This is a genomic window from Alcaligenes sp. Marseille-Q7550 (genome assembly GCF_965112015.1).
On sequence record NZ_CBCOPU010000002.1, the window covers coordinates 33608 to 48212 of the forward strand.

General features: G+C 65.4%; 15 protein-coding genes. 2 read left to right on the forward strand and 13 right to left on the reverse strand.

Annotated elements, in window-relative coordinates; genetic code table 11:
- Positions 1-74: 74 nt before the first annotated feature.
- Both ACWPWO_RS09485 and ACWPWO_RS09490 read right to left on the reverse strand, forming a co-directional pair.
- A complete protein-coding gene (locus ACWPWO_RS09485) occupies positions 75-1241 on the reverse strand; it encodes an autotransporter outer membrane beta-barrel domain-containing protein (RefSeq protein ID WP_454006395.1) in 1167 nt (388 codons plus the stop codon).
- Positions 1160-2944: a S8 family serine peptidase gene (locus ACWPWO_RS09490; RefSeq protein ID WP_454006397.1), complete on the reverse strand. Its 1785-nt coding sequence runs from the start codon at positions 2942-2944 to the stop codon at positions 1160-1162. The genes ACWPWO_RS09485 and ACWPWO_RS09490 overlap by 82 nt, the downstream gene beginning before the upstream one ends.
- A gap of 303 nt (positions 2945-3247) precedes the next feature.
- On the opposite strand from ACWPWO_RS09490, the gene ACWPWO_RS09495 reads away from it, so the two are divergent.
- Complete coding sequence (locus ACWPWO_RS09495; protein WP_454006399.1) at positions 3248-3472, forward strand: DUF3820 family protein; 225 nt, start codon at positions 3248-3250, stop codon at positions 3470-3472.
- Between the two features lie 507 nt (positions 3473-3979).
- On the opposite strand, the gene ACWPWO_RS09500 is transcribed toward ACWPWO_RS09495, so the two are convergent.
- The 11 genes from ACWPWO_RS09500 to ACWPWO_RS09550 all read right to left on the reverse strand — a co-directional run bounded on the left by ACWPWO_RS09500 (position 3980) and on the right by ACWPWO_RS09550 (position 14215).
- A complete protein-coding gene (locus tag ACWPWO_RS09500; RefSeq protein WP_454006401.1) occupies positions 3980-4438 on the reverse strand; it encodes a hypothetical protein in 459 nt (152 codons plus the stop codon).
- Positions 4439-4455: 17 nt separating this feature from the next.
- Positions 4456-5478: a peptidyl-prolyl cis-trans isomerase gene (locus ACWPWO_RS09505; RefSeq protein WP_454006403.1), complete on the reverse strand. Its 1023-nt coding sequence runs from the start codon at positions 5476-5478 to the stop codon at positions 4456-4458.
- A gap of 77 nt (positions 5479-5555) precedes the next feature.
- Positions 5556-6056 carry a YbjN domain-containing protein gene (locus ACWPWO_RS09510; protein ID WP_454006404.1) on the reverse strand — a complete coding sequence of 167 codons (501 nt, stop codon included), beginning with the start codon at positions 6054-6056 and terminating at the stop codon, positions 5556-5558.
- A gap of 267 nt (positions 6057-6323) precedes the next feature.
- Positions 6324-6989, reverse strand: a complete 666-nt coding sequence (locus tag ACWPWO_RS09515; protein WP_454006406.1) for a DNA repair protein — start codon at positions 6987-6989, stop codon at positions 6324-6326.
- Position 6990: 1 nt separating this feature from the next.
- Complete coding sequence (locus ACWPWO_RS09520; RefSeq protein WP_454006408.1) at positions 6991-8688, reverse strand: putative porin; 1698 nt, start codon at positions 8686-8688, stop codon at positions 6991-6993.
- A 37-nt stretch (positions 8689-8725) separates the two neighbouring features.
- Complete coding sequence (locus tag ACWPWO_RS09525) at positions 8726-9460, reverse strand: energy transducer TonB family protein (RefSeq protein WP_454006409.1); 735 nt, start codon at positions 9458-9460, stop codon at positions 8726-8728.
- 21 nt (positions 9461-9481) lie between these two features.
- A complete protein-coding gene (locus ACWPWO_RS09530) occupies positions 9482-9895 on the reverse strand; it encodes an ExbD/TolR family protein (RefSeq protein WP_454006410.1) in 414 nt (137 codons plus the stop codon).
- A 15-nt stretch (positions 9896-9910) separates the two neighbouring features.
- Positions 9911-11248, reverse strand: a complete 1338-nt coding sequence (locus tag ACWPWO_RS09535; RefSeq protein WP_454006411.1) for a MotA/TolQ/ExbB proton channel family protein — start codon at positions 11246-11248, stop codon at positions 9911-9913.
- On the reverse strand, positions 11248-11814 hold the full coding sequence (locus ACWPWO_RS09540; protein WP_454006412.1) for a DUF2341 domain-containing protein: 567 nt from the start codon (positions 11812-11814) through the stop codon (positions 11248-11250). Before ACWPWO_RS09540 ends, ACWPWO_RS09535 begins: the two co-directional genes overlap by 1 nt.
- 33 nt (positions 11815-11847) lie before the next feature.
- Positions 11848-13467 carry a ShlB/FhaC/HecB family hemolysin secretion/activation protein gene (locus ACWPWO_RS09545; protein ID WP_454006413.1) on the reverse strand — a complete coding sequence of 540 codons (1620 nt, stop codon included), beginning with the start codon at positions 13465-13467 and terminating at the stop codon, positions 11848-11850.
- 190 nt (positions 13468-13657) lie between these two features.
- Positions 13658-14215, reverse strand: a complete 558-nt coding sequence (locus ACWPWO_RS09550) for a transposase (protein ID WP_454006414.1) — start codon at positions 14213-14215, stop codon at positions 13658-13660.
- Between ACWPWO_RS09550 and ACWPWO_RS09555 the strand changes: the two genes are divergently transcribed.
- Positions 14214-14474: a hypothetical protein gene (locus ACWPWO_RS09555; protein ID WP_454006415.1), complete on the forward strand. Its 261-nt coding sequence runs from the start codon at positions 14214-14216 to the stop codon at positions 14472-14474. The genes ACWPWO_RS09550 and ACWPWO_RS09555 overlap by 2 nt on opposite strands.
- Positions 14475-14605: the final 131 nt, after the last annotated feature.

Genomic DNA, 14605 nt, shown 5'->3' on the forward strand with positions numbered 1-14605 from the left:
GTCAACATAGCCGGTCTTTGCTCGGCCATGCAGTTGCAAAGGGATGATTTGCTCACTTCGGGTTTCCCCATCGGCTAGAACCGCACCCCCAACTGCAGCCCCACATCCACGCTGTTCCAATCCTTGCCATGGCGGGTCTGCACGCCCAGGCCCAGGTCGGTACGCGCGCCGATCTGCCAGTCCACGCGCAACTGGGCGCTCAGGCGATCACGGCCCAGGGCGACGCCCTGCTGGTCGAAGCGGCTGCCCGGCACGCCCTGATAGGCGGCCTGGTAGGCAAAGGCGTTGCCGCCCAGGTCGCGCTCGTAGCCCACCGCGGCCGACAGCCGCAGGGGCCGGCCGGCCCACTGGCTGTCATAAGCGGCGCGCACGGCGGCCTGCGCCGTCCACAGGGATCGCGATACGGCATCCAGGGCCAGGCTGTAAGCCCCGCCCTGCTCCTGCACGGCGTTCTGGCGCAGGTGCTGCCACGCCAGGCCGAGCGAAGGCGTGACGCTCCATTGCGCCCCCAGGGGCCAAGTCCGCGCCGCCGAAGCCGTCAGCGACCAGGCCCGCCCGCGGCTGTCGCCGCGCGCCGCCTCGCCATCCTGGGTAGAGCCCAGCCAGCGCTGAGCCTGCTGGCGGAAGTGCTGATAGGCCACGGCGCCCTGGAGGCGCCAGCCAGCCTCGTCCTGCCAGGCCAGGCCAAGCATGGCCGACTGGCTGCGAATCCTGCTGGATTGCTCTTGTGACTGCTCCGTCAGGGCTTCCGTCCAGCGCAGGGATTGCCGGCCCACCGCCCCGCCCAGGCTCCAGCCCTGGCCCAGGCTGCGGGTCAGGCCCATCAACGAGGCATCGGCCCTGAGCCGGCCGTCCAGTTCTTCAGGACGCCAGCGGGTGTCATGACGGGACTGGGACGCCCAGGCGCGCGTGGAAGGCGTCCCTGCGCCCGCGCTTGCAGCCGCACTTGCAGCCGCACTCAGTTGCTCCATGAACAAGCCGCCTTCGGCGCGGAACTGGCGCGCTGCCACTCCCAGGGCATTGGCATAGGTGGCGCCGCTGAGCGAATACAGCACGTCGTCCAGCGCCTGATCGGAGTTCGCCATCTGCTGGAGGCGCCCCGTGGCCTCGCGAGCCGCCCTCAAGGCTGCTGTGTCGCCCTGCTCGTCCTGCGCCGCGCTCAAGCCGGCCACGGCGGCGTCCAGCGTCCGGGCGCTGCGCAGCACGATGTCCGCCGCCGGACTGCCAGATCGCGCCGCCACCAGGCTGCTCGCCTGACGCGGTTGATAATGCAGATCCACGCCGTCCGCGCGGTAGACGACGTCCTTGGACAGCAGGACCGAACCGTGGTCCTGGACCTGGCTGAACTCCCCTTCGACTGTTCCGCCCTCAGCACGGTCACCCATTGTCCCGCCTGCCCGACGAAGCCGGTCCGCGTGCCCGACAGGCGCAGGACGCCATCCAGCTCGGCCTGCCCCTGGACCCGCAGCACGCTGCCCCACTGCGCATCCAGCACCGCCTCGGCGCCCTGCCGGTAATCGCCCTGCACGGTAAGCCCCGCGCCATGGCTGAGCACCGTCCCCTCGTTGCGCACAGCGCCCACCCGGCCTTCGCCGCTCAGGATTCCGGCGGCCTCTACCTGCACGACTGAACGCAGCGCACCGCTCACTCGCAGCTCACCCTGCTCCACCCGCGTGCCGCCCGAATAGCTGTTGTCCGCCGACAATTCCAGCACACCGGGCCCCTGCTTGATCAATCCGCCTTGCCCCGAAATGGCATTGCCGAAGACATAGTGGCCGGGCGTGACGTCCGCCCGCATATCGCCGAAGGCCAGTTGCGCCGGCCCGTTCATGGCCTTGGCCGCATCCAGCTGGCCCCAGCCGAAAATCTCATCCACCCCCGGCTCGCCAATGTCCATGGCAGTGGTCAGCAAGGTCGTGCGCAGATTGTCATTGCTCATCCATGGATACTTTTGCTTGAGCGCCGCGGCCACGGCCGTCACGGCCGGGGCGGCAAAAGAGGTGCCGCGGTCGTTCAGCAGGGAATAATCCTCACCGTCGGCGATCGCCACCCGGAACACAGACGGAGCAGCCAGGCACCATTGGCTGGCCGCGCCGCAGGCATTGGCCATGGAAGGCAGGCTGCGCCGCCCGTCCGCCTCCTCCTGTACGCCGGTCACCGCAATCAAGCCTTGTTGCAGGCTGGCCTCGGCCAGGGGCAGCAAGGTCAAGGCGCCGGGCTGGGATTGCGAATGGTTGCCCACGGCCTGCACGATCAGCATGCCGCCGTCCACCAGATCCGCATAGGCCTTCAGGTTGAACGCCTGGCGGCTGCGCACCAGCTCCGGAGTCGGGTCGGCAATCGGCGCCACGTTCCAGCTGTTGTTGACGATCTGCACCCCTTTGGCCTGCAGATCCCGCATGGCCAGGATGCCCGCCGTCACCGACACGGTCTCGAGCTGACCGATCTGGCGCGCCTCCAGCCTGGCCGCGGGCGCATAACCCGCCTGGCTGCCTGCGTACCCATTGCCCGCAATGACCTGACCCACGCGCGCGCCGTGCTGCGCCGAGTCCTGCTGGCCTGAAGATCCCGCCACCGGACCGCTGTTGTTGAACACGACGTAGCTGTCGATGCGGTCCGACAAGGCGGCGTGATCGGGGTTGATGCCGGCGTCCACCAGGCCCACGCGCACGCCCCGGCCTTCATGCCCCTGGCTCCAGCCCGGTTCGAAGCTGCGGCTGCCTGCGGTCTTGTCCGGCGCAGGCGTTTCCGGCTTGGGCTTTTCGGAAGGCTGCTGCCCCTGGATGCCTTCCGAGGGTTCCTGGTCGACGGGTGGAATCAACGGCGGCTGCCAGGTGTCGTGGCTGCCGCCTCCCCCGCCCCCTCCTCCGCCGCCACAAGCGGAAAGCGTTAACAGGGCCGACAGGACGGCGACGCAAAGAGAGGAGCGTTTGAAAATACGCATGACCATGTCCAAATGTCAAAAAACGTAAATGGACTCTAGCCAAGCCGCCGCGGCCTTATTCCGGCAAATTGGGCAGGGAAAATCCCCCTGTTCCCAGCCCTGCCGCCCTTGGCGGAAAATGCGTCGGACGACGCATCAAATTCACTTTTATTTCAATAATTTATAGACGATTTTACTTTATTGCGTTTTATTTCTTTTTTGTGTTTTCAAAATCTTATTTGAAACCATTTGAGAATGCTGTCGGATAAGCGGATGCAGGGCCCATGGCATAATCCGGATCTTTGTTGCGTCCGTCCCCAGACCATGTCCGATTCCAGTGATGACCTGCAAGCCCTGCTGAGCACTTCCATGCCCTACGGCAAGTACAAGGGCCGGCTCCTGGCCGACCTGCCCGGCCACTACCTCAACTGGTTCGCCCGCGAGGGATTTCCCTCGGGCCGGCTTGGGCAATTGCTGGCCCTGGCTCACGAACTGGATCACAACGGCCTGCGGGATCTGCTGGCTCCGCTGCGCGGCAAACGATCCTGAGCTCCGGATAAAAAAGTCCTTTGCCAGTTGACGAGGCAGGGGTCGACAGATCGATAGCAGAGTTGGTCTTTGTGAAGACGCCGTTCAAAAAGTGAGCGGACCCGTCTGGGCTGACGGCTTGCCGGTGCTGCGCACCGGTGCCCTTGTCGGGAGATCACTCCGGGCGCACCTTGAACTCGTCCGGGTGGTTCGCCCCCCAGGCGAACCACAAGCACCGGACTCAGACAGCAAGGTGCTTACATCCCTGCGTGCTTCCCCGCCTGCGGCAAGCCGTCTGACCCGCCCTGACGGGCCCGCCCACTTCTTGAACGGCTCACAATGGCCACCTTATCGACCTGTCAACAAAGGCGTTTTACCAATAAATCTCGTCGCATCGTGGCCTTTGAGCGTTGCTCTTGATGCTTCGATGACGTCGATGCACTGCCCTTTAAGCGAAGTGTCATCTAAAAAGAGGCCGCCCGAAGGCGGCCTGAAAAGGACTGCCACAATGGAATCATGGCGGGCGCCTTATTGCGGCGCCTCGGGATATTGCCAATACAGTTGCAGCCGCAAGGGCTGCGGCATGTCCAGCGGCGGCGCGTGCGCAAACACCAGTTGTCCCAACAGCACCTGCAGTTGACGGTCCATATCGGGATCGCCCACGCCGTCCACCTCCAGGCGGGACACCCGCCCCTTGCCGTCGATCCAGAACGACGCCCGCAGCGGCCCGACAGCATGGTCAGGCCGGCTCTGCGCCCAGGCGCGCAATGGCTCGGCGCCGGGCAGGTCCATCTGCTGGATGTGGGCATGCACCGTCTGGCTGGCCTGGCTGGCATAGTTCTGCCAGTGAAGAGGCGTCTGCGCCGCCGCATGGGCGGCGAGCAGGCCCAGCCAGGCAGCTGCTCCAACCTGGCTGGACCGTCGTCGCATGGCGCGCAATTGTTGCCCCAAGGAATGAAACGCCTCGTTCCAGGAAAAACCGCTCATGGTCGCGCCGCTCCGGGTCAGGGCGCGGCGGCCGGGTCGGCCTGAACCACAGGTGCGCTGCGCTCCAGCACCTTGGTCAGCTCGCCGCCGTCGATGGTGACCGTGCCCGTATCCAGCAGGCCGTTCAGGTAGGAGAAGGCGATATCCTGCTGGCGCTGCTCGCGCATCAAGCGGGTCAATTGCGCGCGCACTTCGTCAAGCGTCGCCGCCCGGGAGGGTTCGCTCTGCAGCAGATGCAGCACGTGCCAGCCGCTGGACGAGCGTACCGGGTCGCTGAGCTGCCCCGTCTTCAACTGGGCGATCGCGGCGCGGGTTTCAGGCAGGAGCTGCTCCAGGGGCAGCAAGGGGGTTTCCGAGCGGCTTGCCAGGCCGGGCGACTGCTTCTCCAGCTCCTGGACCACAGCGCTGAAACTGCCCGACTTGCGCATCTTCTGCACGAGCTCATCAGCCTGGACCTTGAGCTTGCCGTCGCTGTCGGCCTGGCCGGTAAAGGGCAGAAAAAGCTGCTCCACCCGATAGCGGGCCGGCACTTGCAGGGCCGCCTTGTTGCGCTCATAGGTCTGGATCAGCTCGTCCTCGGACGGAAAGGCATCCGGAGGCTGGCTGACCGAATGCAGGTAGCTCTGCACGATCAATTGGCGGCGCGCCTGCTCCAGGCTCCGGCGCACCTCGGGCTTGTCTTGCCAGCCCTGATTCAGGGCCTGCTCGTACAAGGCCTTCTCCGCCAGCCGCTGACGCAGCCATTGCTCCAGGCTGGCGCGGTTCTGCTGCAGCAATTGATACTGAGCGCGGGAGATGCCTTGCAGTTGCAAGGCCAGTTCCTCGGCGCCGACCTGCACCTGTCCCAGGCGGGCTACGGCGACCTCGCTGCCGGCGGCGGGCGGCGCGGCAGCGGCGGCCGGCTGGGCCGGAGCATTTTGCTCGGCTTGGGCCGGCTGGGCGCTGGGTTCGCCATTGGAATCCTTGCAGGCGCTCAGCAGCACCAGGGAAGCGCCCATGGCCAGGCGCAGCGCTAGAGAGGTCCGGGACAGTTTCTGCATAATGGGCAGTCCAGTCATGAAGTAAAGAAGCGGGAAAAACTGAACGCCCGCCAGCGGGCGTTCAGTACACGAAAGGCTCAGGCGGCTTGGCCCGAGGCTTGGGTCTGTTCGGCCAGTGCGGCATCGACCGGCTGCGAGGCGGTCCCGGGTGCGGGCGGAGTCTCGGGATTGCCGCGCAGGAACAGGATCATCTCCTGCAGCAGCCGGTCCCACAGCTCGGTCTGGGCCTGCAGATAGGCATGACTGACGCCGCCGGCCACCACCACGTCCATCTCCAGCGTCAGGAACTCGCCTTGCAGGGCCATGCGGGCAAAACGCTTCTCCACGTTCCAGCGATTGATCAGGCTGGCGGCCAGCGTGCCTTCCACGCGGATCACGCAGGAGAAGGTGTAGTCCAGGTAGCTGAGCGGCTCGGCCCCCGAATTGCCGGGCCGCACGGTAAAGCCTATGCCCTGCGCGGCGCTGAGCAAATGCACGATGTCACCCTGCTGAGCCTCGGTGACGCGATATCCCATGTCCTGCAGCAGGACGGTCAGCGCGTCGGTCGTGACGGTTTCGATGAGGGTCTTGTTTTCCATTCCTTGTCTATCCCAGGATAAATAAAACGGCCTGGACAGCGCCGTCCTTATGAAGGCCGCCGATGCGGCGGCCCGATTCCTTCCATCCGCGGCGCAGCCATGCCGGACGGTAAACCCGCCCGCCCGCCTGCCGCGTCGCCGCCGTGAAGAGCTCCGGCTGTTCGGCCTGAGTTCTTCGCCATGATTCAAGGGCGCTTACCGCGCCATATCGAACTCGCCTTGCTTGACCTCGCCGCGAACGGCTGGGCTTTGCGCAAAGGCGAGCGGTCATGGAGCAACGGCCGGCGCGTCCACCGCCTGACGGTCAAACTTGTGCTCGTACAGCTTATCGCCCAGTTCTTGCGCCTTCATGTCAAAAGCCACCCGCGTTCCCGCGGAGAACGGCTGGCGCAGGGCCAGCAGGTCGCCCGTGGAGAATGACTCGTAAGCGCTGAGGATTTCCTTGCCGGCGCTGTAGAGCTGATCGTTCTTGAGCATGCAGACCTGCAGCTCGTGATCGCGCGCCGCCAGCTGCTTGCCCAGGGCCTGGCGCTGGGCCTCGGACTGGCGCGCCTGGGCGCTGAGCTGCTCGTGCGCGCCGCGTGCCTGCGCCAGTTGCGACTGGACCGCGCTGATCTGGCTGGAAGCCTGTACGCGCAGCGATTCGTGCGCCTTGCCGTAGGCGTCGGCCTGCGCCTGCACCTTGTCCAGCGCCTTGCGCAGTTGCGCCGCTTCGGCCTGGGCCGCGTCGCGCTGCGCCTCGGCCGCCGCCTTGGCGGCGTTCACCTGAGCCTGCTCGCTTTGCAGGCGCTGCAGTTGCTGGCTGGTGGAGCGCAGCTCGGCGCGCAGCCGCTCTTCCATGGTCTGCGCCCCGGCCGGCTGGACCAGGCCCGCGCCCAGGCCCAGCAGCAAGGCCGCCAGGGCCTTGGCATGAGGTACTGTTGGCTGTTTCATGTCAGAACCGTGCATTGAGTTCAAGTTGCATCACGTTGATCGACAGCGGGCTGCCGTAGATCTCGCGCGAACTGGTCCAGCGCAGCTGGCCCACCACATTCTTTTCAATGGCATAGGCCGCGCCCAGGTAATAGCCCTTGGCGTTGGTGCCGCCCAGATGGAAGGTGGAGTCGTTGTAGGCGTCGGGCACGGCATCGGGCTGGATGTACTTGTAGCCGGCGAACACCTGCCAGTCGCCGCGGTCGACCACGCTGTAATTCTTGCCCAGCGCGGCATGGATCATCCAGGCATTGCCGCCGGAGCGCAGGTAGTCGTCCTCGTCTACGTTGTTGACGACGACACTATGACCAATGCGGTCTTCCATGCGCGACGTGCTGTAAGCCAGATTGCGGATATAGTTACCCGACACCATCAAGCCCAGACCATTGCCGACACGGCCCTTCCAGTTCAGGTTCAGGTCGAGCAGATTGAACTTGGAGGCCAGGCCCACATACTGGTGGAGCGAGCCCGCTTCGCCGGGCGCGGGCGGAATCAGGTCGCGCAGGTAGAACAGAGTGTTGCCTTTCTGCATGAAAGCGGGCCGCGACCAGTCGGTGCTGCACACGCTCTGGTACCAGTAGCAGGGCTCGGAGAGCTGACCCTCGATGTTCCGGAAAGTGTAGTAGGCCACGTGCGCGCCCAGCTGCTGCTCGGCACTGATCTTCCAGTCGCCGCCGATCTGGGCGCCCAGCAGCCACTTGGTCTTGGACTCGCCTTCGGAACCGCCATGTATGTCTCTGACCCCCGGTTCTCCGGGGTTATGCGTGTTTTCGATCAGGAATGCGCCCAGGGCGCCACGCAGGGCAAAGGGGGAGTCGGGCAGCGGCTTGCTGAACACGGCGGACACGCCGTCGAAGTTCAGGTCGCTGGAATACAGGATGTCGGTGGACACGAAGGGATTGGAGGCCCGGCCGGCCGTCAGGCTGGCCCAGCTGGCGGGCTTGTAGTTCAGCCAGGCCTGGTCCAGCCAGAAATCCTTCTTGCTGAAGCCGCCGCCGAAGTTGTCGGTGGTGGACGCCGGACTCTTGCTGCTGCCGCTGGCCAGGCGCACGCCGGCGCTCCATTGGTCGCTCAGTTGCGCTTTCACGCCCAGGCGGGCGCGGAAACGCAGCTGGTTGTTGCGATTCTGGCGAGTATTGAGCAAAGGCGGCGAAGCGAGCAATGGCGAGCCGACGCTGTTGATACTGGCGACTTCGTATGGTCCACGCTCGTTGAAACGAGCGAGATCCGTGATTTCCGGGCTGTTGCCGCTGGAAAAACCGCGGTTCTCGAAACGCACGCGCACATCGCCGTCCACGGTGATGCGCGACACCCAGTCGGGGAAGGTATTGGGCGCGGCCCAGTTTTCACTCTTGGCCGTGGCCATGACTTCCTGCTTGACCTCTTCGCGGATCTGGTCGCGCACGGTCTGCGGAATGTAGGGCACCCGCACGTCGCCGGGCTGGGCGCCGCTGGCGCGCACCGTCGCGGCGGCCGCCTCGGACTGTGCCTGCTTGAGCAGCGCGGCCGCCTGTTCGGGCTGGAGCACGCCCTGCTCGACCAGCAGGCGGATCAGGTTGGCCGTGGCGTTGTCGGCGGCGGGCTGGGCTGCCACTGCGGCCGAGGAACACATCAAAGCAACGGCCAGTGCCTTGCTCAGACGATGTGGTTGAGGTTTCATTATTCAGGACTCCGTTTAAACATTTGGCAGTGGCACATCAGGATGGCCGGCGGCTGTTCAGGGCCGCCCGCACGGGCATGGGCAGGGATGGCGGCGGACGTTCCTCCAGGCGCGGCACGGCGCGCAGGGCGGACAGCACGGCCTGGTCGATCTCGGCGTCCCCGCTGGAGCCGACCAGCTCCACGCGGGTGATCTCGCCCATGTCCGTCATCCAGAGGTTGACGCGCACACGGTAGCTGAGCATGCGGGTGCGCTCGTCGTCGCGCAGGATCTTCTGCAGGGCGTAGCCCAGGTACTGGCTGTAGGTGGCGTTGCCGGCGCGCCCGCTTCCCGAACCGCCCATGCCCTTTCCGGAACCGGCGGCGATGTTGAAGGCGTCCGATCCGGCCTGGCCGTCCGAATCCATCTGCATGGCTTCGGTCGTGCTGTCCACCGGGGTGGGCGGGGTCTCGTCGGCCGGCTTGGGCTCTTCCAGCGGCGTGGGTTCGGGCTCGGGCTCCGGCTCCACGACCTCCTCTTCCTTGGGCTCCTCGGGCTCGGGCGGTTTCTCGGGCTCGGGCGGCGGCGGAGGGGGCGGCGGCAAGGGAATGATGGCGTTGACCTGCGGCGGCTCGCGCTTGATCCCCGCCATGTCATTGGCCCACTTCCACACGAAATAGCCCAGCACGGCCACCACGACCACCAGCGCCCCGCCCTTGACGTACCGGGCGGCGTTCCTGCGCGGCGCCGGCGGCGGCGAGCTCTTGAATGGATCAGGTGTGTTTGACGTCATGATTGCAGCGCTTCACGAAAATCAGGTTGGCTTGCCCGTGACCAGCCCCACCTGGGACAGCTCAAGGCGCCGCAGCAGGTCCAGGACCTCGACCACGCGGTGATACTGGACGTCGGCGTCACCCCGCACGATGACGGGGAAATCCGGATTCAGGGCTTTTTCCGTGCGCAGGCGCTCTTCCAGCTCCGGCAGCGTGACGGGATAGGCGTCCAGGAACACCTGGCCGGCCTCGTTCACCGAAATGGCCTTGGTCTGGGAAACGGACAGCGAGACCGTGGAACTGGCCTTGGGCAGGTTCACCTGGATGCCGGCCACTTGGGCCGTGGCCGTCAGGATGAACATGACCAGCACCACCATCAGGACGTCGACCAGCGGGGTGATGTTGATGCCGTCGACGGCGCCGTCCTCGTCTTCGTCAACCATGCTTCGGGACATGATGGAGCTCCTGGGTTATTGCGCCGTGCTGGCGTCGGTGGACAGAGAGGCCAGCACGCCGTCGGCGGTTTGCGCCGCGCGATCCTTGCCGCCCTTCTTGCGCTCGCCGCCTTCGTGGCCGCCATAGCTCTCGGCCAGGCGCGTGGCGAACTCTTCCGTGAACACGCGCATCTCGGCGTTGATGGCCTTGTTGCGGCCCAGGATGCGGTTGTAGCCGAACAGGGCGGGAATCGCGACGAACAGGCCGGCGGCCGTGGCCAGCAGAGCGGCGGCCATGCCGGGGGCGATCGCGTTGATGTTCACGTCGCCGGCCATGGCCGTGCCCAGGAACACCACCATGATCCCCAGCACCGTGCCCAGCAGGCCTATGTAGGGCCCGCCGGCGATGGCGTTGGACAGCGCGCCCATGCGCGCCGCCAGGGCCTGGCTTTCGTAGGTCCGGACGGAGTCCATGGCGGCGCGGATCGACTCGATGGCGGCGGGCGACAGATGGCTGGAGCCGGTTTCGGTACGGCGCTTGCGCACTTCGCGCACGGCGGTCACATACAGCTTCCGCAAGGGGGATTCGGCCAGGCGATGCTGCACGGCGGCGTCGGGCATGGCGTCGGCCAGGGCTTCCAGCTGCGTGCCCAACTGGGCGAAGCGCTCGCGGAACACCTTGTTGCCGTGCTCCAGGGCGGCGGCGCGGCGGCTCTTGGAAATCATGATGATCCAGGAATGCACCAGCATGACGGCCAGCACGGCCAGCACGATCCAGGCGTCCAGCGGCACGGCGGCCAGCAGGTAGCCCAGGGCGCCGAAGCCGAAGCCCGACTGCTGCTCATCCATGCCATAGGCGATCAGGCGCGACTCGGACCCCTGCGACAAGGCGTCCACATACAAGAGGCCGGCGGGACGCGCCACCTTGGACAGGCGGATCTCGTCCATGGCGCCGACGAAAGCGGCGTAGCGGGCGGCGGGCGCGGCGGCTTCGGAGCCTTCCGCGCCTTCGTCGGCAGCGGCAGGGGCTGCCGGCAGATCCCCGCCCAGGGCCGTCGCCGAATTGAGCGCGGGCATGGCGGCGGCCAGCGACGCGGCCGGCTGGCCCTGCACCAGCAACTGGATCTGGCTGCCGTCGCTGCTGACGGCCAGGTGCTGCCAGCTGCCGGCCGCCAGGGCCTGGCCGGCCTGGGCGCGCTGTCCATTGATCTCGACAAAAGGCACGCCCTGGCTCAAGCCCAGCAGGACGGCATTGCCGCCGTCGCGGCGGGCGTAGACGGCCTGCTCGCCCACGATCTGGTCGGGACGCACCCAGGCGCTGAAACTGAACGGCGAGCCGGCCAGCACGGCCAGCGATGGGCTGGCGGGCAGCATCAGGGGGCGGCGCCGTTGAATTGGGCGCTGCGGCCCACCACGCCGTCGATGTAGCCGCCGGCGACATTGGTCTGGGCGTGGTTGCCATAGGCGGTAGTGTCGCGCGGCGGCGCATCGGCCGCGCCGTTGAAATGGTAGATAAGGGTGTAGTTGGGATCGAAGGTGGTCTGGCCGTTGGATGCCTGGGGAGCGGCGGCATTGCCGTAGTACATCCAGATGTCGCGTTTCTGGCCGGCCTGGATTTCAGGCAGGTCGACCCAGATCAGGGCGATGCCCAGCAACGGATCGAAGGTCTCGATCTGGTGGCTGAGCACGGTCTTGTCATCGTCCAGCACGAAGCGCAGGTCCGACCCGTTGTCGTTCACGCCGTCGAAGGTGAAGTTGCCGGTATGCAGGCGCACCAGCACGGGCGTGCGGCCCAGGCCGTCCTGCAGGTTGGCGCCTTCGACGGACGCGTCGATGGAAATGGGCTTGCGGTACGTCCAGTCGGGTTGCCACCAGGCCTGAGCGGCCGCCGGCAGAAAGCTGGCGATGAACACCAGCAGGAACATGATGTAGCGTTGCATGATTCGTATGCTCCGGATACAGAGAGAAGAGGGTTAGAAGCTGGCGCGCACGTTGAAATGCCAGCGGGGTTCATGTTTGCGGGTATTGGCGCCGTCCCGCAGCGGGTAGGCCCAATCCACGTTGGCCGACAGCCAGTCCATCAGTTGAATGCGGCTGCCCAGGCCCACGCTGGCCAGGGTGAAATGCGCTTCCTGCTCGGGCAGCGGGTCCTGCAGGCGGATGCGGGCGGCGTCCGCGAAGGCATAGAAGCGCCATTCATTCACGCGCGGACCGAGCCAGCGGTTCAGGGAGGGCGTACGCAGCTCGGCGCTGCCCATGTAGCCGTCGTCGCCGGAACGCTCGGCGGCCAGATAGCCGCGCACCGTGCCGCTGCCGCCGGCCGAGAACTGCTCGTTGGAGATCAGCGGACCGGTGGCGATCTGTCCGGCTACACGGCCGTGCAGCTGCCAGTCTCGGCCCTGGGTGTGGGAAGCGTTGAGCTTGAGCAGGGCGAAGCTGGGATTGGCGCGGTAGCGCTTGTAGTCGAATTCGTCGTCGTTGCTGCCTATGCCCATGAAGCTGCGCGGACTGGCCACCAGGTCCAGGGCCACCATGCTCTGGGACTGCTCGGTGTAGCGGTAGCCGCTGTAGCCCAGGGACAGGGGCACGTAGGTGATGGGCACGTCGTCCTTGTCGCCACCGAAGCGGATCGATTCGCTGAAACGCTTGTAATCCAGGCCCATGGAAAAGCTGTGGTACCAGGGCGCCTGGTAGTCGGGCGAGTAGCTCAGGCGCAGGCCGAAGGAATGGCCTTTGCCCAGCACGTTGGTGCCGCCCACCGTGGCAATGTCGCTGTCGGACTTGTAGCCCGACAGGTTCAGGTCCCAGTAGCGCGACAAGGGCATGCCGTAAGATGCGGACCACACGCTGGCGTCGCCGCGCCGCTCGGGCGCCGTGAACCAGGTCAGCGAAGCGCTATGGCCCTTCTGCCACAGGTTGTCGTGGGAGAGCGTGGCCACCGCGCGCGTCTTGGTCGTGTCGGCGCTGTAGTCGTTGTTGAACGACAGCGAACCCGACCAGGGGCTCTTGTCCTCGACCTTCAGGTCCACGTCCAGGGTGCCGGGCAGCCGGCCTTCGCGCACCAGGGGCATGACCTGGCGGGAACCGCCCCGGTTGAGCTGCGCGAGCTGCGCCTGGGCCTTGTCGAAATCGGGCACCCGTCCTTCCTGCAGCGCCGGCACCGCGTCGCGGATGGCCAGCGGTGAATGGTGTTCGGCGCCCACCACGCGCACGCGCCCCACCTTGGTCTCGGACACCTGCAGGATCACGACGCCGCCCTCCACCTGCTGCTCGGGCAGGTCCACGTACACTGACTGGTAGCCGGCCTGCTGGTAGGCCTGTTGCAAGGCGTCCCGGGCCTGCTCGATATCGGCCAGGCTGCGCCCTTCTCCCAGGAAGGGATAGACCGCCGTCTCGATGTCGCGGGCCTCGAGCACGGTATTGCCGCGCACGATGTATTCATTGATGGTGACGGTCTGGGCGGCCTGGACGAGGACCGCACAGGGAACGGCGGCCAGGGCCAGGGCGCCCGCCGCCAGGCGGGCCCTGGCCCGCGGACGCCGGCCCTGGCCGGAATGGCGGGAATCCTGTTTGATACGGCTGAAAGGCTGCATGGATGAGACTCGGTAAGGGAATATCGATATCGGCGCCGGACCCGATTTTCGGGAATATCTCGTTTCCAGCCCAAACAAAAAGAAATGTTAATAAGCCAATGCTTCCGCCTTATTAAAAAAGCTCGGGAGCTTTTTTAATCGGAAATTATTTTTGCTTTATTTCTATAATTCTTTAGCTTGAAAAATTCATTTAGGGATTGGAGAACTGGCGCTGCCACTCGAGCAGGGCCTGCTCGTCGATCTGAAACTCCCGCGCATGGGCGGACTGACGCACGGCCTCCACGCAACGGCCCAGCAGATCCAGGGCCGAGGACCGGCCCCGCATGGCGGCCAGGCGGTCGCGCAACTGTTCGCGGCTATCGAGCGGCTCGCGGAAAGTCTCTATGCCGATGAACCAGCGGTACAACAGGTTGAAGCGCAGCTCGTCATAGACCCGGTCGGCCGAACCCAGCGAGAACAGCACCTGCAGCATCAGGCAGCGGAATATGGCCGGCGCGGGCATGTAGGTGTCGTACGAGCCGGCGGGATCGCCCAGCAATGGCGCGCTGGCCTGGATGTCCGCATCGGTCAGGCGGCGCACCTCCGCCAGGGGATGGCCCTCCGGCACCACGCTCTTGAGTTTTTCAATGTCCACCCAGACGTTGTGCGACACGATCCACACCCAGGGAGCGTTGTAGCGCGTCACCGCCACGGGATGGTCCCGGGCCTCATCGACGATCTTCGACAGACGGGTATCCAGTTCCTGCATGGACACCCGTTTCAACTTTTTATTCATGACAAAGCCCAATGATGAAAAGGCCTTCGTCCCGCCCGGGCGGGACGAAGCAAAGCCGCCCTTCGACAAGGAGACGGTGAAGAGCCACGGCCTTTCAGCCGGAATTTCTTCGCCACAGTGCAAAGGCGCTTCCAGCGCCGCGTTGATCCGGGCTTTGCGCGAACCTCGCTATTCGCACGGCAAGGCTTGCGCAAAGACAAGCAGTCAGAATCTTGAAATAAAAGAAAATTAAAGTAAGAACAGACCAACAAAACAGAATGAATAAGCGAAAATTCCGCCTGGAAACAATCCAGCATCCTATTGGAATAATTTTTCAGTTCTGTTAATTAAGTTCCCGAACATTTTGTCGGCGGTCTTTTTCAA